This is a genomic window from Methylobacterium indicum, assembly GCF_001043895.1.
Taxonomy (GTDB): domain Bacteria; phylum Pseudomonadota; class Alphaproteobacteria; order Rhizobiales; family Beijerinckiaceae; genus Methylobacterium; species Methylobacterium indicum.
In genome coordinates this window covers 1-19,937 of the sequence record NZ_JTHF01000179.1, presented here as the reverse complement: position 1 = coordinate 19,937, position 19,937 = coordinate 1, and the positions used below count along the sequence as shown (strand labels likewise).

Sequence of the window (19,937 nt, the reverse complement as noted above, 5' to 3'; positions counted from 1 at the left end):
CCCCCGCGTCCCCCGGCCCAGCGCCAGCTCTGATCCGTACCGGAGCCTCGTCCGATGAACGCCTGGGACACCAAGACGATCGTGCTCACCGCCATCTGCGTCGTCCTGGTCGCCACCTGGATCGGCTTCATGGCGCATCTCGTCCTCACCGACCGGTCGCACATGCCCGCCGGGGCGCTGCTGATCGCGATCGCGCTCGAGACGGCGAAGTACGGCCTGATCCTGGCCGTGTGCGTCTGGGCGGCCGCCCGCTGGCTCTGACGGGTCCGACCGCCTCATCCCACCCACCCTGACGGAGACCGGACGACCATGCAGGCGCTGGACAGGACGATCATCCCGAGGCTCCTTCTCGCCACGACGATCCTCGGCGCATCCCCGGCCCTGGCGGCCCAGCCGTCCTTCGACTGCGCGAAGGCCGCCTCGCGGATCGAGCGGACGATCTGCGCCAGCGCCCCGCTGGCCAAGGCCGACGCCGCGCTGTCGGCCGCCTACCAGGAGGCCCGCCGGACCCTCGCCCCCGAGGCGGGGGCGCTCCTCCTCGTGGACGAGAAGCGCTTCCTCGCCGCGCGCGAGCGCGTCTTTTCCACCGGCGACAAGGATCCGGCGGCCCTGCTGCTCGGCGAGATCGAGGACCGCATCGCCTTCCTGCGCAGCCTGCGCGTCCCGCCGCCGGGACGCCTCGCCGGGACCTGGAGCAACCTCTTCGGCACCGTGACGGTGACGCCGGGGACCGATGGCGGCCTCGCCGTCAAGGTCGATGCCAACGAGCCGATCACCGCCCGCTGGACCTGCGGCGCGGAGGGCAAGGGACGGCTCGCCGGCGACGTCCTCACCGTGTCCCTCGGCGAGGACGGGTCCGCCCTCACGCTCGCCCGGGAGGGCGAGACGCTGACGCTCGGCGCCGTTCCGGGGAAGGGCGAGGCGGAGGGGACCGCGGATTACTGCGGGCTCAACGGCTCGGTCGACGGCACCTACTTCTTCGTCACGCCCGCGGCGCCGGCCCGCTGAGGATCGCCTGTCCGCCCGACAGATGCCCCGATCGCGCCGCCATCCCCGCGGGGAGAGGCGGCCCGCCCCGACCAGGAGGATTCCTCGTGACACATCAGCTGCTGCTCGCCGGCACGCTCCTGCTCATGATCGCCGCGGCGCCGCCCCTGATGGCGGCCACGGGCGTCATCCGCGAGGTCACGCTCTCGAGCGGGGGCCTCGCCGAGGTCACGCTCGCCGGCTCGGTCGAGGGCGATGCGACGATCGCCATCGACGTCAGGGCCGACCAGATCGACGACATCCTCAAGAGCCTGGTGGTGCGCGATCCCAAGGGCGCGGTCGGCGCCATGCGGCTCGACGGCGAGGACCAGGTCGAGGAGATCCTGCGCACCCTTCCCTTCACGGCGGACGACCTGTCGTCCACCGCCCAGCTCGCCGGCAAGCTCCAGGGCGTCGAGGTCCGGATCGAGAGCGGCGGGCGGGTGCTCGAGGGCCGGGTGCTCGGCCTGTCCGAGCGCGAGGCCGGCTCCGAGACCGGGACGGTGCGGGTTCTCTCCGTGATGACCGCGTCCGGCGCCCTCGACTCGGTGCGGGTCGACGACGGCCTGACGGTGACGATCCGCGATCCCGCGATGGTCGCGCGGATCGCCGAGGTCGTCGACGTGGCCGGCAAGGCCAGGGCGAGCGGGGCGCGCCGGGTGGAGATCGCCCTGTCGGGCACCGGCGCGCGCGAGGTGCGCCTGACCTACGTGGTTGCCGCACCGGTCTGGAAGACGAGCTACCGGGTCGTCGACGGCGGCGACGGCCGGGCGAACCTGCAGGCCTGGGCGATCATCGAGAACGCCCTCGGCGAGGACTGGAAGGGGGTGGACGTCACCCTGTCGTCCGGCGCGCCGGTGACGCTGCAGCAGCGCCTGCACCGGCGGTACTGGCACCGCCGCCCCGAGGCGCCGCTGCCGGTCGAGAATCTCGGCCTGCCCGACCTCGATGCCGGCCCCCTCGCCGCGCGGGCGGCCGCGCCGCCGCTGCCTGCGCCGATGGAGCGCATGGACCGCAGCCGGCGCGCCGTCGACGCGCGCTACGAGGCCGCGCCGGCCGCGGTGGCGGCGCAACCCGCGGAGGGCGACGTGGCGGCGACCTTCCGGCTGCCCCACCCGGTCGATCTCGGGGTCGGCCGCACGCTCTCGGTGCCGATCCTCGACACCGAGATCGAGGCGTCCCGGATCGCGCTGTGGAAACCCGGGCAGGGCCTCCACCCGATCGCCGCCCTGATGCTCCGCAACGGGACCGGCACGACGCTGCCGCCGGGCATCCTCACCGTCTACGATCGCGCGCTCGGCTATGTCGGCGACGCGCGGCTGCCCGCGACCCCGGCCGGCGAGCAGCGCTTCGCCGCCTTCGCGGCCGACCGGAAGGTCGGCGTGCGGGCCGAGACGAAGCCCGCCGAGGTGTTGACCCGGATCACGGTCGTTGACGGCGCGGTCCGGGCGACCGCGCGCTCGCGCGAGGAGACGGTCTACACCGTGAAGGGCGCGCCCGACGCGCCGCGCACCGTCGTCATCGAGCATCCGCGCCGCGACGGCTGGACCTTCTCGTCCCCGGCCCGCGACGGCGAGACCCCGACCGCCTACCGGCTGACGCTCGATGTGGCCGCCGCGGGCACGGCCGAGGCGCGGGCGGTGCTGGAGCGCGTCCAGACCGACACCTACGCCCTCGCCGAGGCCGATGCCGGGATGCTGGTGAGCTGGAGCGCGCTCGCCGACGACCCGGCCCTGGCGGGCGGCCTCAAGGCCCTGTCCCAGGCCCGCGCCGACAGCCAGGCGGCGACGCGCGAGATCGCCGAGATCGGCGAGCGCATCGCGACGATCGCGGCCGAGCAGGAGCGCATCCGCGGCAATCTCGGCGTCGTCCCGAAGGACAGCGAGCTCGCCCGGCGCTACCTCGCCCAGATGGGCGCCCAGGAGGACGAGCTTGCGAGGCTCGGCACGACGCAAGGCGAGGCGCGGGAGCGCCTGAGGACCCGGGAGGCCCGTGTCCGCGCGCTGATCGCGGAGCTGTCGGGACGCGAGGCCCGGCCATGACGGCGCTTCTCGCGATGGGCTCGATCGGCCTCAAGCTCGGGATCCTGGTCGCCGTCGCCCTCGGCAGCGGCGCCGTCGGTTATCGCCTGGGCCGGGACCTCGACGTCTTCCTGCCGGCGGACCGGTCCCCGGCCCTGCGGGCCCTGCGCCTCGTCGACCGGATCGCGGTCGAGCGCGGCCTCGCCCGGGGGGACCTGCTGCGGGCGATGCTGGAGGAAGACGCGCGTTCGACCGCCGGAGCGCCCCGTCGATGACGCCGATCACCGACCAGGACAGGGCCTTCCTGCGCCGCGAGTGGAGCGACCTCGGCAGGTTCGTCGTCCAGGACGATCCCGATCCCGCCGACCATGACGCGATCTACGCCTGGGTGCTCGATTTCATCGACAGCGGCGTCGACGACCCGGACTACCCGTACGTGCACGGCCTGATCGAGGTCAGCACGAACTTCGACATCCCGTTCACGGCGACGGAGCGGGTGCGCGGCGAGCTGATGACGATCGCGCGCAGGAAGCGCGAGGATCCGGGCTGGCGCCGCCATCCGTGAGGGCGCGCCGGGGCGCCGGCGCCTCACTCCCAGCCGGGCTCCGGCGCATCGTCGCTGTCGAGCTGCGCGCTCTGGAGGAGGTCGTGGACGGCAGCGAGGCGGCGCGCCGCGCCGTCGCCGAGGACGAGGCCGAGCCGCACGCTCAGGATCTCGATCACGATGGTCTGCGCGATGGTCGCGTCGGTCCCGACCCGCATCGTCGCGTCCCCCGGCACGTCGACCGCGAGCAGGATGTCGGCGGCGCGGGCGAGCGGCGTGCCGGTGCGGGTGATGGCCACCACCGTGGCCCCGGCCCGGCGGGCCACCGCGACGGTGCGCAGGAGCGCCGGCATCCGCCCGACGAAGGAGATCGCCACCAGGACGTCGCCTTCGCCGAGGCAGGACGCCGCGGTGAGCTGGAGATGGGCGTCGGAGAACGAGTTCGACGGGATGCCGAGCCGGAAGAGCCGGGCGTGGAGGTCGTGGGCGAGGAAATGCGAGGTCGCGCCGGTGCCGGCGGTGTCGACGCGCCCGGCCGCGCGGATCGCCGCCACCGCCGCCTCGATCCGCTCGGGATCGATGCTCGACTGCCACTCGGCCAGCATCGAGGTCACGCTGCCGACGACGTTGCGCACCACCTCGCCGGGGGCGTCGGTCGGCCGGACGCTGCGGTGGACGTAGGGGGTGCCCAGCGCCAGCGAGCCGGCGAGCTTCAGCTTCATGTCGCGCACGCCCTCGCAGCCGACCGCGCGGGCGAAGCGCACAATGGTCGGCGCGCTCACCCCGGCCCGCTCGGCCAGGAGCTCGACCCCGGTCTGGACCACCCATTCGGGATCGGCGACGATCATCCGGGCGATCCGGGCCTGCGTCTCGGGCAGGCTCTCCAGCGTCTCGCGCAGGTTGCGCAGCAGGTCGGAGGAGGAGCCGGCCTCCGTGCCGTCCGCCATCAGGCCGCCTCCCGCATCTCGGAGGCGTCGCGCAGGCAGGCGAACCGGTGCCCGTCCCCGGCCTCGCGCATCGGCGGCACGGCGTGCGCGCAGGACTCGACGGCGAGCGGGCAGCGGGTGCGGAAGACGCAGCCCGACGGCGGCGCGATCGGGCTCGGGATGTCGCCCGTGAGGAGCCGCGCGATGCGCGGCGCATCGGGATCGGCCTTCGGCGAGGCCGCGAGCAGGGCCCGGGTATAGGGGTGGCGCGGGCGCGCGACCACCTCGGCGGTCGGCCCGATCTCCATGACGCGGCCGAGATAGAGCACCACCACCCGGTCGCAGAGCAGCTCGACCACGTCGAGGTCGTGCGAGATGAACAGCATCGCGAGGTTCAGCCGCGCCCGCAGGTCCTGGAGCAGGTTGAGCACCTGGGCCTGCACCGAGACGTCGAGGGCCGAGACCGGCTCGTCGGCGACGATCAGCCCCGGCTCGACGGCGAGCGCCCGGGCGATGCCGATGCGCTGGCGCTGGCCGCCGGAGAATTCGTGCGGGAAGCGGTCGAGATGCTCGGGGGCCAGGCCGACGAGGTCGAGGAGCTCGGCCATGCGCTCCCGGCGCCGGCCCCGGGCGAGGCCGTGGGCATCGAGCGCCTCGCCCAGGATGCCGGAGACCCGCAGGCGCGGGTTGAGGCTGGCATAGGGGTCCTGGAAAATCATCTGCGCCCGCCGCCGCAGGGGCTTCAGGCGGCGCTCCGGCAGGCCCGAGACGTCCTCGCCCTCGAAGCGGATCGTGCCGCCGGTCGGGTCGACGAGGCGCAGGCACAGCCGCCCGATCGTCGACTTGCCGGAGCCCGATTCGCCCACCAGCCCGACGACCTCGCCGGGGGCGACCGTGAAGCTCACCTGCTCCACCGCCCGCACCTCGGCCGGTGGGCGGCCGAAGCGCTTGGTCAGGCCCTCGACGGCCAGGATGGGATCGCCCGAGGCGGGCCCGAGACGTTCCGCGCTCACATCTCCCTCCAGAACAGGCAGCGGGCGGCGCGCCCGGGGGTAATCGCCTCGAGCGGCGGCGGGGTGGTGCGGCATTCCTCCCGCACCCGCTCGCAGCGGGGCGAGAAGGCGCAAGCGTCGCGGATCGCGGCGGCCCGACCGAGGGAGCCGGGAATCGCGCGGACGTGCCGGCGCCCGTCCGGGCCGCGGGTCGCCCGCGCCGGCAGCGAATCGAGCAGGCCCGCCGTGTAGGGGTGGCGCGGATGGCGAAACAGGTCGCCGACCGGCCCGGTCTCGACGATGCGGCCGGCATACATCACCGCTACCCGGTCGGCGACCTCCGCCACCACGCCGAGATTGTGGGTGATGAACAGCACGCCCATCCCGGTCTCGCGCCGCAGCCGGTCGATCAGCGCCAGGATCTGGGCCTGGATCGTCACGTCGAGGGCGGTCGTCGGCTCGTCGGCGATGAGGAGGCGCGGGTGGCACGCCATGGCGAGCGCGATCATCACCCGCTGGCGCATGCCGCCCGACATCTGGTGCGGGTAGTCGTGCAGGCGCTTGGCCGCGGCCGGGATCTCGACGAGGTCCAGCATCTCCTGCGCCCGGCGCAACGCCGCCCGCCGGTCGAGCCGCAGGTGGAGCCGCACCGATTCGGCGATCTGCTCGCCGGCGGTCAGCACCGGGTTGAGGCTCGTCATCGGCTCCTGGAAGATCATCGCGATCTCGGCGCCGCGCAACCGCCGCACCCGGTCGGGCGGGGCCGCGGCGAGGTCGATCGTCTCGCCGGCCTTGGTCCGGTAGAGGATGCGGCCCTTCGCGACGCGGCCGGCCGGGCGCGGCAGCAGCCCCATCACGGCGAGGCTCGACACCGACTTGCCGGAACCGGATTCGCCGACGAGCGCGACGGTCTCGCCGGGGGCGACGCGCAAGTCGACGCCGGTGACGGGGGCGACCTCGCCGTCCTCCGTACCGAAGCGGACCTCCAGGTCCTCGATCGCGAGAAGAGCCTGCGTCATCTCACACCGCCTTGCGCAGCTTCGGGTCGAGCATGTCGCGCAGGCCGTCGCCGAGGATCTGGAGCGAGAGGGCCGAGAGCACGATGGCGAGGCCCGGATAGAGCACGGTCCAGAAGGCCCGGTCGGCATATTGCTGGCCCGACGCGATCATCGTGCCCCAGGTCGGGATCTCCGGCGGGACGCCGGCACCGAGGAACGACAGACCGGCCTCGGCCAGGACCGCGTAGGCGAAGATGAAGGTCGCCTGGATGAGGATCGGCGAGGCGACGTTCAGGAGGATGTGCACGGCGAGGATCCGCGGCGTGCCGACCCCGAGCGCCCGGGCGGCCTCGACGAAGGGCAGTTCGCGCACCACCAGCGTCGAGGCGCGCACCACCCGCACCACCCGGGGCGTGTAGACGATGGCGAGCGCCAGCACGACGTTGCCGGCGGAGGCGCCGAGCACCGCGACGAGGAAGATGGCGAGCAGGATGTCGGGGAGCGCCATCAGGGCGTCGACCACCCGCATGATCGGCCCGTCGAGCCGCCGCTCGTAGCCGGCCAGGATCCCGAACACGGTCCCGACGAGGCAGGAGGCGAGCACCACGGAGAACCCGATGCCGAGCGAGGCCCGGGCGCCGTAGACGACCCGCGAGAACACGTCGCGGCCGAGCTCGTCGGTGCCGAGCCAGTGCTCGGGCGAGGGCGGGCGCAGGCGGCGCACCACCCGCATCGCGCCGGGATCGAAGGGGGAGACCCACGGGGCGGCGAGCGCCACGACGACGATCGCGAGCAGCACCAGGGCCGCGACGAGGACGAGCTTGCGCCGGAAGAGACGGCGCAGGAACAGGAGGGCGGGGGCGTTCATGGGGCTGGTCGCGGCGCCGGTCACGCGGTCACTCTCGGATCGACGAGGCGGTAGATGAGGTCGACCGCGAGGTTGATGAGGACGTAGAGGCCCGCCACCATCACGAGCGCACCCTGGATGACGGGGTAGTCGCGCCGCAGCACCGCCGAGACCACGAGGTTGCCGATGCCCGGCAGCCCGAACACCGTCTCGGTGACGATGGCGCCGCCGATGAGCAGCGCGACGGTGAGGCCGAGCACGGTGACGATCGGCACCAGCGCCGTCCCGAAGGCGTGGCGCAGGACCACCCGGCTCTCCGGCAGGCCCTTGGACCGGGCGGTGCGCACGTAGTCGTTCGACAGCACGTCGAGCATCGAGGCGCGGGTGAAGCGGGTGATCAGCGCCGAGTTGACGATGCCGAGGACGAGGGAGGGCAGCACCAGGTGCTCGAGGCGCTCGGGCAGGCCCGCGCCGGGCGCGCCGTAGCCCGCGACCGGGAACCAGCCGAGGCGCACGGCGAAGAGCTGGATCAGGATCAGGCCGAGCCAGAAGCTCGGCACGTTGGCGGCGAGCAGCGCCAGCCCGCTCACCACCTGATCGACGATCCGCCCGCGCCAGACCGCCGAGACGATGCCGGCCGGCACGCCGACGAGGGCCGCGATGGTGACCGAGAACAGGGCGAGGAAGAAGGTCGGCTCGGCCCGGTCCCACAGCACGGTGGTGACCGGCTGCTGCAGGAAGATCGAGCGGCCGAAATTGCCGGTGGCGATCTCCTTCAGCCACAGGGCGAACTGCACGAGGAGCGGCCGGTCGAGCCCGAAGGTGGCGCGCAGCCGCGCGACGTCCTCGGGCGTCGCCTGGTCGCCCAGCATGATCGCCGCCGGATCGCCGGGGGCGAGCCGGGTGAGGAAGAACACCATCGTGGCGACCAGGAACAGCACCACCAGGAGGCCGCCGAGCCGGCGGGCGAGAGAGATCCACATCGGGCTGCCTTCCAAAACATATTTCTGCGGATCGCAGCCGTCCGCCAAAACGCTCCCCTGTCCCGGACGACTGAAACGAAGTGGAAGGAGATCCGGGAACCAGCGCAAGACGTCGCGAAGCGTCCGTTCGTCCGCAACGATGCAATCAGCGGAGCCGCTTCGCGGCACTTCCTCTGCTGGATCCCGGATCTCCTTCCGCTGTCGCTTCAGTCGCCCGGGATAGGGTGGGGCTCACGACGACGCATAGGCCGGTCCGTCGCGCTGCCCCGTTCCGCCTCACGCCGCCTCGACGTTCCAGAAGGCCGGCCACGGCATCGGCGCAAAACCCTTCAGCTTGCCGGAGAGGCCGGACAGGGCCGCGAAGTTGCCGACGCGGATGTAGGGCACCTCCCGATAGATCACCTCCTGCACCGGTCCCCACAGGGCGCCGCGCTTCCCCGGATCGGTCTCGGCGTTGAAGGCCGACAAGGCCGCCTTCTTCGCCGGCGTGTCCCACCAGCCCGGGGCGCCGTCGCCGAGTTGCGGCGGCGTCAGCATGGGTTCCGGCAGGAAGGCCGAGTGGGTGACGTAGACGTCCCAGAGCGCCGGGTCGCCGCGGCGGGAGACGAGCGTCGCCCAGTCGACCACGTCGAGGGTCACCTTGAAGCCGGCGGCGCGCAGCTCCTCGGCCATGACGAGCGCGATGCGGTTGTGGAAGTCGTACTGCTTCGAGTTGAGGATGCGGATCGGCGTGCCGTCGTAGCGGGCCTCCGCCAGCAGCGCCTTGGCGCCCTTGTCGTCGCCCCGGTCGTAGGCCTGGGTGCCGGCCGTCGAGTGGAAGGGCGAGCCCTTCGGGAAGTGGCTGCCCGTCGCCTCGAAGAATTTCTCCTCGCCGAAGGCCGCCATCAGGAGTTCGGTGTCGCTGAGCGCCATCTGGAGCGCCTGGCGCACCGTGAGGTCGGCGCAGGGGCCCTGCCTGGTGTTGAGCACGAGATAGGGAAAGCCGAACGGCATCGTGAGCACCGGCTTTGCGCCCGACGCCTTGGCGATGCGTCCGTTGCTCTCGACGGGAAGCTGGTCGGCGAAGTGGTACTGGCCGGCGACGACGCCCTCGACCCGGGTGTTGGCGTTCGGCACCGGGATGAAGCGCAGCTCGGGGATCGCGGCGGTGCGGCGCCCGGCATAGCCGCTCGGGGCCTCGCTGCGGGCCGCATAAGAATCGTGCCGGGTCAGGACCACGAACTGGTCGGGCCGGCGCTCCTTGAACCGGTAGGGACCGGTGCCGACGAACTCGGTGAGCGGGCTGGCGATCGCCTCGCGGGCCATGATGGCGGCGAAGCCCGAGGGCAGGGCGAGGTGGGCGAGCAAGGCCGGATTGACCGCCTTGAGGACGATCTCGACCGCGTGCGGGCCCTTCGCGGAGAGGCTCGTCAGCCCGGCCGCGATGCCCTTGCCGCGCGGCGTCATCTCCATCCAGCGCTTGAGCGAGGCGACGACGTCCTCGGAATCGAGCGCCCGGCCGTTATGGAGCGGCACGCCCTCGCGCAAGGCGATGGTGTAGGTCTTCCCGTCCGGGCTGATCGTCGGAAGGGCGGCGGCCAGCATCGGCTGCACCGCCCAGCTCGCGTCGAACGTGTAGAGCGGCTCGAAGACGTGCTGCATGATCGTCGCGACGAGGTCGGCGGTCGAGGCCATCGGATCGAGCGATTGCGGCTCGCCCACCATCGCCAGGTTGACGCTGCCCATGCCGCCGGCCATGCCGCCGGCCGCGGTGCCGCCGCCCTGAGCGAAGGACCGCACCGGCACCAGGGGGCCGAGCGCGAGGCCGGTCGCGAGGGCGCGGCGGGTCAGGCCGGGGCGCGGGCGGTCGGTGGGGGCCATGGACGTCTCCTGGACTGCGCTTTTGTAAAATTATTTCACGTTCGAACGCATCGTCAAGCGTCAATGGGCGGATTTCGCAAGTCCCGTCGTTTTCACGTTGCACCCCTCGCGACCGATGTGTAAATTTTTTTCGCAACCTCGCCAGCCAGCGGAACCCATGACCTTCGATCTCGTGCTCGCGGGCGGCCGCGTCGTCGACCCGTCCCAGTCCATCGACCGCGTCGCCGACGTCGCCTTCGCGGACGGCAAGGTGGCGGCCATCGGGGAGGGCCTCTCCGCCTCGGCCCGGACGGTGCACGACTGCGCCGGGCGCCTCGTCACCCCGGGCCTCATCGACCTGCACACCCACGTCTACTGGGGCGGCACCTCGCTCGGGGTCGATGCGCCGGCGCTCGCCCGCTCGGGTGCGGTCACGACCTTCGTGGATACCGGCAGCGCCGGCCCCGGCAACTTTCCGGGTTTCCGCCGCCACGTCGTCGAGCCCTCGCCGGTGCGCATCATCCCGCTGATGAGCGTGTCCTTCGCCGGCATCTACGCCTTCTCGAAGCGGGTGAATGTCGGCGAGAGCGGCGACCAGCGGCTCCTCTCGGCGCCCGCCGCCCTCGAGGTCGCGCTGGCCCACCGCGACGTGCTCGGCGGCCTCAAGGTCCGGGTCGGGCGCAATGCCGGCGGCACGTCGGGCATCGTACCCCTCGACATCGCCCGGCAGGTCGCGGACGCGGCCGGCATGATGCTGATGGTCCATATCGACGAGCCCCCGCCGACGCTGGCCGAGGTGCTGGAGCGGCTGCGCCCCGGCGACATCCTCACCCACGCCTTCCGGCCGTTCCCCAACACCCCGGTGACGGCCGACGGCCGCGTCCGCCCCGAGGTGCTGGAGGCCCGCGCCCGCGGCGTGATCTTCGATATCGGCCACGGCATGGGGTCCTTCGCCTTCTCGGTCGGCCGGGCCATGCTGGACAACGGCTTCCCGCCGGACTGCATCTCGTCGGACGTGCACGCCCTCTGCATCGAGGGCCCGGCCTTCGACCTCCTCACCACGATGTCGAAGTTCCTCTGCCTCGGCATGCCGCTCGACGAGGTGATCCGCGCCGCGACCGACAACCCGGCCCGCGCCCTCTCGCGTTCCGATCTCGGCACCTTCCGGACGGGTGCGGCCGGCGACGCCTCGGTCCTCTCCCTCGACGAGGGCCGCTTCGACTACGTCGATTCGACGGGCGCGCGTCTGATGGGCGAGCAGCGCCTGTCGGCCGCCGCGACGATCATCGACGGCGCCGTCTTCCACGCCCACTGAAGGACCGATTCATGACCCCCGAACAGAAGCTCGCCGAGCTCGGCCTGACCCTGCCGCAGGTACCGGTGCCGGTCGCCAACTACGTGCCGTTCCGCATCGTGGGCGACCTCCTCTACCTCTCGGGCCAGGGCCCGAAGCGTCCCGATGGCACCTACCGCCCCGGGCGGCTCGGCCGCGACGCCACGATCGAGGAGGGCTACGCCGACGCGCAGCTCGCCGGTCTCCAGCTCCTCGCCGTCGCCAAGGCGGCGCTCGGCGATTTGTCGCGCATCACGGCGGTGGTGAAGCTTCTGGGCATGGTCAACGCCGAGCCCGATTTCGCCGACCACCCGAAGGTGATCAACGGCTGCTCGGACCTCCTGGTCGACGTGCTCGGCGAGGCCGGCCGCCACGCCCGTTCGGCGGTCGGCATGGGCTCGCTGCCCAACGCCATGACGGTCGAGGTCGAGGCGATCCTCCAGATCGCGCCGATCCCCCCGATCGCGCCCTGACCGCCCGTTCCGCCGCCGCCTCAATGCGGGCGCGGCGGCTCCGGGACGTGGGCGCAGGCCGCGCAGTGCCGGCGCTTGGCCGCGTACATCTGCGCGTCCGCCCGGGCGAAGACCGCGCGGAGCGGGCCGTCGCCGGTCCAGGTGGCGAAACCCAGGGACGCGCTGGGGGGCGGTGGAGCCGGAACCCGCCGCGGCGTCGAGCGCCGCCAGGATCCGCCGCATCAGGGCGTCCGCCGCCTCCGGGCCGGTCAGCGGCAGGAGGACGACGAACTCGTCGCCGCCGATCCGCGCGATGGCGCCGCCCGGGGCGCACTCGGCCAGGAGATCGCCGAACCGCCGGATCAGGGCGTCGCCGGCCTCGTGGCCCCAGCGGTCGTTGGTGGTCCTCAGCCCGTTGAGGTCGGCCACGATCACCGAGACCGGCACGGCCCGGTCGGTCTCGAGCCGGTCGAGCTCGGCCTCGTAGCCGGTGCGGTTGAGGAGGCCGGTGAGGGGATCGGTGAGGCCCAGGGCCTCGAGGCGGACCTCCTCCCGCTTGTTGTCGCCGATATCGGTGAGCGCGACCTGGACGAGGCGGCGGGTCCAGGCGGGAGGAGGACCACGCCTTCGTGACGACAGAGCACGGTGATACGCGCCATCACCCGGCGCCTCCCTTTCGTCGGCGCCGGGAGGGTGACCGACGCCCCCGGCAGGCCGGGCCGGCGCGGCGGTTTGCCATCGCACGGGCGGGATGCGAGACCTGCGCCGCGTGCCCGATGCGCCATGCCGGCTCGGGTCGCATCGTCTCGCGCAACGATGGGTGTCGTGATGAAGAGAATGGCTGCCGCCGCGTCGATCGTCCTGGCCGGAACGCTTCCGGCCCTGGCACAATCGTGCGACGAACTGTGGTATCAGCGGAACCTGATCTACAAGGAAGCCGGTTACTGCTTCAAGACGGCGAACGCCATCCGCAGCTTCGGCAATGCCGGCTGCCGGTTCGACAACCAGGCCGACGTGCCGCTCTCCGCCCGCGACCGTGCCGAGGTCGACAGCATCCGGTCGATGGAGCGCTCCATGCGGTGCGCCCCGTAACGGTCCGCTCCGGGCGGTCGCGTCAGGCGGGCTCGGCCGTCCCGAACCGGCCGAGCCCGAAGGGCGCGACGTCGATCCGGCTCCGCCCCTCGGTCAGGAGTTCGGCCGCGACGAGGCCGATCCCGGCCGAGTGCTTGAATCCATGCCCCGAGCAGGCCGACACCACGAGGATGCGGTCCTGCTCCGGGTGTCGGTCGATGATGAAGCCGCGGTCGGGGGTGACGGTGTAGAGGCAGGCCGCGGCCGCGACGACGCGCGGGGTCGCGCCGGCCAGGCGTCCGGCGATGTGGCGCCGGTACATCTCGGCCGATTCCGCCGGGGCGACCGTCCGGTCGGCCGAATCCGCGGTCGTGGCGGCGGCGTATTGCTCGGTCGCGACCTTGACGCTGCCCTCGCCGGGCTGCGGCGGGAAGCCGTAGAAGTATTCGGTGTCGGACGAGCCGTACATCCAGATGTAGACCGGCGAATCGGGCCGGTAGGCGCGGGCGTCGTCGAGGGCGTACCAGTGCAGGAGCTGGCGCTTGACGCTCAGGAGATCGGTGAAGGGCGCGCCGAGGAGCGGCGCCGTCCAGGCCCCGGCCGACACCATCGCCTGGCCGGCCGCGAAGGTGCCGGCCGAGGTCTCGACGCGCACGCCGTCGCCCTCCTGGGCCATCGACAGCACCTCGACGCCGGTGCGGATCCCGGCCCCGAGCGCCGCGGCGCGGGAGAGCTGCGCGGCGATGCAGGCCTCGGGGCGGACAAAGCCGCCGCCGGGCTCGTAATAGGCGACCTCGTCGCCCGACAGCCCCTGGAATTGCGGGAAGCGCCGGGCGACCTCGCGGCCGTCGAGGACCTCGTGGGGGATGCCGAACTCTTCGGCGGCCCGGATCGAGGTGCGGACGAAATCCGGCTTGCCGTGATGCGAGGCGGTGCCGGTCCCCGGCGCCATCACCAGGGCGCCGCAGGCCTCCAGCAAGCCGGCGCCGGTCTCCGCCTCGATCTCGCGCCAGATCCGGTGCGCGGCGAGCACGAGCGGCACGTAATCGCGCCCCTCGCCGATCCCCTGCCGGGTGATCCGCGTCTCGCCGTGGCTCGATCCCATCGTGTGGGGCGGCGCGAAGCGATCGAGCCCGATCACCGACGCGCCGCGCTTCGCCAACTGGTAGAGCGCCGCGCTGCCCATGGCCCCGAGGCCGATCACCAAGAAGTCCGCCCGCTCCGTCATCGCCGCGCTCCGCCTCCCGCCCTGTGCGACCGAACGCTGCCCGAAAGGCCGTCGGCCCGGCAAGCCGATCCGCGAGGGGAGGGGGGTGCGTCAGGCGCCGAGCGGGCCGGTATGGGTTTCGAGCGCGGCCCAGGCTTCCCGCCCGAACCTCGCCTTCCATTCGGCGTAGTAGCCGGCGGCCTCGAGCGCCCGGCGGAAGGCGGCGCGGTCCGGCGCGGCGACGACGAGGCCCCGGTCCCGCAGCCGGGCCTCCCCCCGCGTGTTCATGGCGACGAAGGCCCGTCGCTGGCGCGCCACCGCCGCGTCGAAGTGGCGGCCGATCAGCGCCCGGGCGTCCCGCGGCAGCCCGTCCCAGGTCGGGCCATGGGCGAGGATCCACAGCCCGTCCCAGGAATGGCCGGTGCGCGAGAGATGGGTCTGGACCTCGTAGACCCGCGTCGCCTCGATCTGCGGCAGCGAGTTCTCCATCCCGTCGGCGAGGCCGGTCCGGAGCGCCGCGTAGGTCTCGGCGAGGCCGATCGTGGTCGGGGCGGCGCCGAACGCCCGGAACAGCGAGGTCAGGAGCGGACTCGGCGGCACCCGGATCCGGAGGCCGCGCAGGTCGGAGACGGTCTCGACCGGCCGGGATGCCGTGATCACGTCGCGAAAGCCGTTGTCGATGACGCCGAAGGCGTGGAGGCCCGCCTGGGCGAGGGCGTCGCGGATGCGCTCGCTCAACGGCCCCCGGTCGAGGGCCGACCAGAGCGCGACGTAGCCGGTGAAGGCGTAGGCCAGGCCGGGGATTCCGGCGATCGGCACCAGGGCCTGCAGCGAGCTGGCGGAGGAGAGGGTGAACGCGATGGTGCCCGCGCGCAGCTGCGACTGCATGCTGAGCTCGCCGCCGAGCCGGCTGTCGGGATGGAGCGTGATGTCGATCTCGCCCTGGCTCTCGGCCCGGATGGCGTCGAGGGCCTCCATGAGGCAGGTGGTGGCCGGATGGTCCCGAGGCATCGGCGAGCCCATGCTCAGCCGCAGCGCCCCCGTCGCGGCCAGCCCGCGAATCGGGGCGAGGAGCAGCCCGGCTCCAAGACCGCCCACGATGGCGCGTCGCGTCGGCATCGTCCTTTCCTCCGTCGCCGACCATCGATGACGCGTGTTTGTTAGATACACATTAAGCCGCGGCGCTCCGGTCATGGAACGTCGAGCCTACCGCGGGCGGCCGGGAATTCCCGAGACGACAGGTCAATTCCAGATACGAGCGGCCGGCCCGAAGAGCAGACCACCGGGCTCCGGCTATTTCTGTGCGTTCCGCGAGTCGACCGGGAACTCTTCGCCGAATCACTTGAAAGAACCACTGGCCCGGGTCGGGCCAGGACGATGCGACCGCGATCGGGTACGCGGCGCCGATTCGGCTGTGAATCGAAATTAACATCCACCGCCGAATCTCGACTCCGCATTGCCCGGCGGCGGCGACTCGTGACACGACTCGTAACGTTACGAGTCGTGGAGCCGAGAGCGATGGCCGATACCCCGTCTCAGCGCGTCAAGAAGCTCCGCGAGGCCCGCAAGGCCTCCGGGGAGACGGAGACGAATGTCTGGGTGCCGGCACAGGTGCAGCAGGCAATCGATGCGGCGGTGCGCGAGGGCAAGTTCCCGAACCGCCGCCTCGCGATCATCCACGCGCTCGAGCAAGTGTTCGTGGAGCCGAATATGTAGACGCGGCAAAGCAAAAAAGCGCCGAGGTGGGGACCTCGGCGCTTTTTGGGATCTCATAACGGGGCTCGGGGAAGCCGCTGTTAGAAGACCGGATTGGCATCCTCCTTCTAGCGGTTCCCGACCTCCTCGTCAATGACGCCCTCTCGGGCGAACGGTCCCGCTTTGCCTCCGTCCAAGGAGGTGTGGAGTGGAGATGGTTCAGACCGGGGGCCGGCCGCTGACGCGCGCCGCCCTCGCAGGGAAGAGACGCGCCCTCGAGGACGGGCGTACGGTCACGCGCAAGGACTTGTCGGCCTCGGCCCGCGAGGCGGCGAAGGCGCTCGGCCTGCGTCCGTCGCTGCGGCTGGTCCTGTCCGAGCTCGTCGCCACCTGGGGCGAGCAGGACTGGTCGCGCCTGATCGTGTGGCCGTCGAACGAGTACCTGGTGTCGCGCACCGGGCTGTCGGAGCGTGCGGTGCGCTATGCCCTGCGCGACCTCGTCGGCCTGGAGATCATCGCGCCGAAGGATTCCGCCAACGGCAAGCGCTACGCGGTCCGGTCCCGCGACGGGACGATCCTCGACGCCTTCGGCTTCGACCTGACGCCTCTGTATGCGCGGCGCGGCGACTGGGCGCAGGCGATCCAGGCACGGGCCGAGGCGCGGGAGCGCCGCCGCCGGGCCTTCGACCTCGTGACGATGCATCGGCGCGCCGTGGCGGAAGCGATGCAGGCCTTCGCGACCCGCTATCCCGATGCGACCCTCACCGACCTCGCCGAGGCGCAAGCAAGCCTCGACGCGACCACCCCCGACCGGCGCGGCGCGGGCGATCCGGAACTGGTGCTGGAGGCCTGGGGAGAATTGCGCCGGATGGTCGAGGATCGCTTCTACGCAGCCGGCTGTGACGGCAACGCGTGCCCTCACGTAGAAACAGAGAAAGGATCTCCTACCGAGGCTTGGAGCAAGGACTCGTCGGGGAACGCGGACACGCCCCGCCCGATCGAGCGGCCGGTGGCGGGTCTGTCGCCGGCACTGGTCGTCGAGGCCTGCCCGGTGGTGCGCGACCTGGTGGGCGGCGACATCCGGGAGGAACACGAGATCCTCGATGCCGGCCGGACGCTGAGGGCGACGATCGGGGCGCATGCGAGCGCCTGGGCCGAGGCCTGCGCCGCGGTCGGTCCCTACCAGGCGGCGATCCTGGTGCTGGTCGTGGCGCAGCGTCACGACGACGACGTGTCGTCGGGCCAGAACCGGATTCGCAATCCGGGCGGCTACTTCCGGCGCCTCGTGCGTCTCGCCGGGGAGGGCCACTACGAGATCGGCACCGAACTGCTCGCCCTGCGCCGGCGGCGGATGACGTGAGGGAGGGTGCCGTGTCCGACAGGTTCACGCGGAGAGCCGGCAGTTCTCCGGCCGGTCGCCCTGCTGCGCCCATCCCGGACGAAACAGGGTCGATCGTCTCGGTCCGATTCCGGCCCCGGCCACGTCAATCCGGGCTCGGTTGCGCTCCAGCATCGGCGGCGAGCTCCTCGCGCAGATACGGTGCCGTACGGCTGTCCGGGGTCGCGGCGATCACCTCCGGCCGGCCGGCGGCCACGATCGCACCGCCGCGATTGCCCGCGCCCGGACCCATGTCGATGACGTGGTCGGCGGCGGCCACGACGCGCATGTCATGCTCGACCATCACGACGGTGTTGCCCGCATCGACCAAGCCGTTGAGCTGGAGCATCAGCCGGTCGACATCGGTCGGGTGCAGGCCCGTCGTCGGCTCGTCGAGGACGTAGAGGGTGCCGCCGCGCTGGCCCCGCTGCAACTCGGTCGCGAGCTTGATCCGCTGGGCCTCGCCGCCCGACAATTCGGTCGCGGGCTGGCCGAGGCGCAGGTAGCCGAGGCCGAGGTCGCGCAGGAGGGCGAGCGGCCGCAGGACGGAGGGCTCGTCGGCGAAGGCCGTGCAGGCCCGTTCGACCGTGAGCCCGAGCACGTCGGCGATGCTCATGCCGTTCCAGGTCACCTCCAGCGTCTCCTGAGCGTAGCGGGCACCGTGGCAGGTCGGGCAGGGGGCGTAGACGCTCGGCATGAACAAAAGCTCGACGCTGACGAAGCCCTCGCCCTCGCAGACCGGGCAGCGGCCCTTGGCGACGTTGAAGGAGAAGCGGCCGGCATCGTAGCGCCGCCGCCGTGCTTCCGGGGTGGCGGCGAACAGCTTGCGGACGGCATCGAACAGGCCGGTATAGGTCGCGAGGTTCGAGCGCGGCGTGCGCCCGATCGGCTTCTGGTCGACCTTCACCAGCCGCCGGATCGCCTCCATGCCACCGGCGATGCGGCCTTGCGTCGGGTGGGGCACCTCGTCGAGCGGGTCCTCGGGCTCGTCGTCGGTGTCGCCCGGCCGGCCGAGATGGTCGCCGACGAGGTCGAGCAGCGCCTGGCTGACGAGGCTCGACTTGCCGGAACCCGAGATGCCGGTCACGGCGGTGAGGCAGCCGAGCGGGAAAGCGGCGGAGACCCCGCGCAGGCTGTTGCGGGTGACGTCCTCCAGGCGCAGCCACCCGGTGGGCTCGCGCCGGGGCCGGGCGGGCGGCTCGGCGAGGCCGAACAGGTGCAGGCGCGTGCGTGAATCCGCGATCTCCCGCAGGCCCTCCGGCGGGCCGCTGTAGAGAATCGTGCCGCCATGCTCGCCCGCGGCAGGGCCGACATCGACGAGCCAGTCGGCCCGGCGCATCGTCCCGATGTCGTGCTCGACGACGAACAGCGAGTTGCCCGATGCGCGCAGCCCGGCGAGCGCCTCGTGCATGGCATCGCCGTCGGCGGGATGCAGGCCGGCGGTCGGCTCGTCGAGCACGTAGACCACGCCGAAGAGCTGCGAGCGCAATTGGGTCGCCAGCCGCAGGCGCTGCAACTCGCCCGACGAGAGGGTGGTGGTGACCCGGTCGAGGGAGAGGTAGCCGAGGCCGAGATCCTTGAGCGTCCCGATCCGGTCGACGAGGTCGGCGGCCAGGCGCTGGGCGGCGAGGCGCTTCTCGATCGAGAGATTCGGCGTCGTGCGCAGGTCGGGCGCCGCCGCATGGGCCGAACCGCCGGCGACGACCCGCGCCGCGCGGTCCCGCCGGCCCGCCTCGCGGTCGAGAACGTCCGACGCCGTGCCGTCCCCAGGGAGGCTGTCCTCGGCGGCCGGCCGAAGAGCCTCGGCGAGATCGGAGAGCGGCATCCGCGACATCTCGCCGATATCGAGCCCCGCGAAGGTGACCGAGAGCGCTTCCGGCTTCAGGCGCTTGCCGTGGCAGGCCGGGCAATCCTCGCTCACGAGGTAGCTCGCGGCGCGCCGGCGCATGAGCGCGCTCTGCGAGTTGGTGAAGGCGTGCATCACGTGGCGGCGGGCGCTGGTGAAGGTGCCCATGTAGCTCGGCTCGAGCCTGCGCTTTCGCGCGGCCTGCGTCTGCGCCGGGGTCAGCCCGGCATAGACCGGCTCCTGCGGCTGCTCGTCGGTGAACAGGATCCAGTCCCGCAAGGCCCGCGGCAGGTCCCGCCACGGCGTGTCGACGTCGACGCCGCGGCTCACCAGGATGTCGCGCAGGTTCTGCCCGCCCCAGGCCTGCGGCCAGGCGGCGACGGCGCGCTCGCGGATGGTGAGCGACGGGTCCGGCACCATCGAGGCCTCGGTGGCGCTGTAGACGCGACCGAGGCCGCCGCAGGACGGACAGGCGCCCTGCGGCGTGTTGGGGGAAAAGTCCTCGGCGAACAGCATCGGCTGGCCCGGCGGATAGGTGCCGGCGCGCGAATACATCATCCGCACCAGGCTCGACAGGGTGGTGACGCTGCCGACGGAGGAGCGGGCACTCGGCGTGCCGCGCTGCTGCTGGAGCGCGACGGCCGGGGGCAGGCCCTCGATGGCATCGACGTCTGGCACCCCGACCTGGTCGATCATCCGGCGGGCATAGGGCGCGACCGATTCGAAGTAGCGGCGTTGCGCCTCGGCATAGAGGGTGCCGAAGGCGAGCGACGACTTGC

19 protein-coding genes and 1 pseudogene are annotated in these 19,937 nt (G+C 72.4%); 10 read left to right on the top strand and 10 right to left on the bottom strand.

The features are described from left to right. Positions 1-54 precede the first annotated feature (54 nt). The 5 genes from QR78_RS20755 to QR78_RS20735 all read left to right on the top strand — a co-directional run bounded on the left by QR78_RS20755 (position 55) and on the right by QR78_RS20735 (position 3,612). On the top strand, positions 55-261 hold the full coding sequence (locus tag QR78_RS20755; RefSeq protein WP_048429476.1) for a hypothetical protein: 207 nt from the start codon (positions 55-57) through the stop codon (positions 259-261). A gap of 48 nt (positions 262-309) precedes the next feature. After that, entirely contained in the window at positions 310-1,008 is a 699-nt protein-coding gene (locus QR78_RS20750) for a lysozyme inhibitor LprI family protein (RefSeq protein WP_048429475.1), read from the top strand. An 86-nt stretch (positions 1,009-1,094) separates the two neighbouring features. Beyond that, entirely contained in the window at positions 1,095-3,068 is a 1,974-nt protein-coding gene (locus QR78_RS20745; RefSeq protein ID WP_244276403.1) for a DUF4139 domain-containing protein, read from the top strand. Next, a complete protein-coding gene (locus QR78_RS20740; RefSeq protein ID WP_048429474.1) occupies positions 3,065-3,322 on the top strand; it encodes a hypothetical protein in 258 nt (85 codons plus the stop codon). The genes QR78_RS20745 and QR78_RS20740 overlap by 4 nt, the downstream gene beginning before the upstream one ends. Next, on the top strand, positions 3,319-3,612 hold the full coding sequence (locus QR78_RS20735) for a hypothetical protein (RefSeq protein WP_048429473.1): 294 nt from the start codon (positions 3,319-3,321) through the stop codon (positions 3,610-3,612). The genes QR78_RS20740 and QR78_RS20735 overlap by 4 nt, the downstream gene beginning before the upstream one ends. Positions 3,613-3,635: 23 nt before the next feature. Here QR78_RS20735 and QR78_RS20730 read toward each other — a convergent pair whose 3' ends face one another. The 6 genes from QR78_RS20730 to QR78_RS20705 form a co-directional block, all read right to left on the bottom strand. Next, a complete protein-coding gene (locus QR78_RS20730; protein WP_048429472.1) occupies positions 3,636-4,538 on the bottom strand; it encodes a MurR/RpiR family transcriptional regulator in 903 nt (300 codons plus the stop codon). Further along, positions 4,538-5,530 carry an ABC transporter ATP-binding protein gene (locus tag QR78_RS20725; protein WP_048429471.1) on the bottom strand — a complete coding sequence of 331 codons (993 nt, stop codon included), beginning with the start codon at positions 5,528-5,530 and terminating at the stop codon, positions 4,538-4,540. Before QR78_RS20725 ends, QR78_RS20730 begins: the two co-directional genes overlap by 1 nt. Next, positions 5,527-6,528, bottom strand: coding sequence for an ABC transporter ATP-binding protein (locus QR78_RS20720; RefSeq protein WP_048429470.1), 1,002 nt, complete (start codon positions 6,526-6,528; stop codon positions 5,527-5,529). The genes QR78_RS20725 and QR78_RS20720 overlap by 4 nt, the downstream gene beginning before the upstream one ends. 1 nt (position 6,529) lies before the next feature. Further along, entirely contained in the window at positions 6,530-7,399 is an 870-nt protein-coding gene (locus tag QR78_RS20715; protein WP_423793772.1) for an ABC transporter permease, read from the bottom strand. Then, positions 7,396-8,337: an ABC transporter permease gene (locus tag QR78_RS20710; protein ID WP_048429469.1), complete on the bottom strand. Its 942-nt coding sequence runs from the start codon at positions 8,335-8,337 to the stop codon at positions 7,396-7,398. Before QR78_RS20710 ends, QR78_RS20715 begins: the two co-directional genes overlap by 4 nt. A gap of 276 nt (positions 8,338-8,613) precedes the next feature. Beyond that, complete coding sequence (locus tag QR78_RS20705; protein ID WP_048429468.1) at positions 8,614-10,197, bottom strand: ABC transporter substrate-binding protein; 1,584 nt, start codon at positions 10,195-10,197, stop codon at positions 8,614-8,616. A gap of 157 nt (positions 10,198-10,354) precedes the next feature. On the opposite strand from QR78_RS20705, the gene QR78_RS20700 reads away from it, so the two are divergent. Both QR78_RS20700 and QR78_RS20695 read left to right on the top strand, forming a co-directional pair. After that, entirely contained in the window at positions 10,355-11,491 is a 1,137-nt protein-coding gene (locus tag QR78_RS20700; protein ID WP_048429467.1) for an amidohydrolase/deacetylase family metallohydrolase, read from the top strand. An 11-nt stretch (positions 11,492-11,502) separates the two neighbouring features. Continuing rightward, positions 11,503-11,982, top strand: coding sequence for a RidA family protein (locus tag QR78_RS20695; RefSeq protein ID WP_048429466.1), 480 nt, complete (start codon positions 11,503-11,505; stop codon positions 11,980-11,982). A 225-nt stretch (positions 11,983-12,207) separates the two neighbouring features. Here QR78_RS20695 and QR78_RS33055 read toward each other — a convergent pair. Continuing rightward, a pseudogene (locus QR78_RS33055) lies at positions 12,208-12,705 on the bottom strand (GGDEF domain-containing protein); the annotation flags it as partial. An 84-nt stretch (positions 12,706-12,789) separates the two neighbouring features. Here QR78_RS33055 and QR78_RS20685 point away from each other — a divergent pair. Then, positions 12,790-13,053 carry a YARHG domain-containing protein gene (locus tag QR78_RS20685; protein ID WP_048429464.1) on the top strand — a complete coding sequence of 88 codons (264 nt, stop codon included), beginning with the start codon at positions 12,790-12,792 and terminating at the stop codon, positions 13,051-13,053. A 22-nt stretch (positions 13,054-13,075) separates the two neighbouring features. Here the strand turns inward: QR78_RS20685 and solA are convergent, their stop codons facing one another. Together solA and QR78_RS20675 are read right to left on the bottom strand one after the other, a co-directional pair. Beyond that, the gene (gene solA, locus QR78_RS20680) at positions 13,076-14,260 is read right to left on the bottom strand and encodes an N-methyl-L-tryptophan oxidase (RefSeq protein ID WP_048429463.1); all 1,185 of its coding nucleotides are present in this window, start codon (positions 14,258-14,260) and stop codon (positions 13,076-13,078) included. Between the two features lie 90 nt (positions 14,261-14,350). Further along, positions 14,351-15,358, bottom strand: coding sequence for a TRAP transporter substrate-binding protein (locus QR78_RS20675; RefSeq protein ID WP_048429462.1), 1,008 nt, complete (start codon positions 15,356-15,358; stop codon positions 14,351-14,353). Between the two features lie 399 nt (positions 15,359-15,757). Between QR78_RS20675 and QR78_RS20670 the strand changes: the two genes are divergently transcribed. Both QR78_RS20670 and repC read left to right on the top strand, forming a co-directional pair. Next, complete coding sequence (locus QR78_RS20670; protein WP_048429461.1) at positions 15,758-15,955, top strand: hypothetical protein; 198 nt, start codon at positions 15,758-15,760, stop codon at positions 15,953-15,955. 193 nt (positions 15,956-16,148) lie between these two features. Further along, complete coding sequence (gene repC, locus QR78_RS20665) at positions 16,149-17,294, top strand: plasmid replication protein RepC (RefSeq protein ID WP_082172025.1); 1,146 nt, start codon at positions 16,149-16,151, stop codon at positions 17,292-17,294. Between the two features lie 124 nt (positions 17,295-17,418). Here repC and QR78_RS20660 read toward each other — a convergent pair. Next, positions 17,419-19,937, bottom strand: a 2,519-nt coding sequence (locus QR78_RS20660; protein WP_048429459.1) for an excinuclease ABC subunit UvrA, incomplete at its 5' end; no start/stop codon positions are given.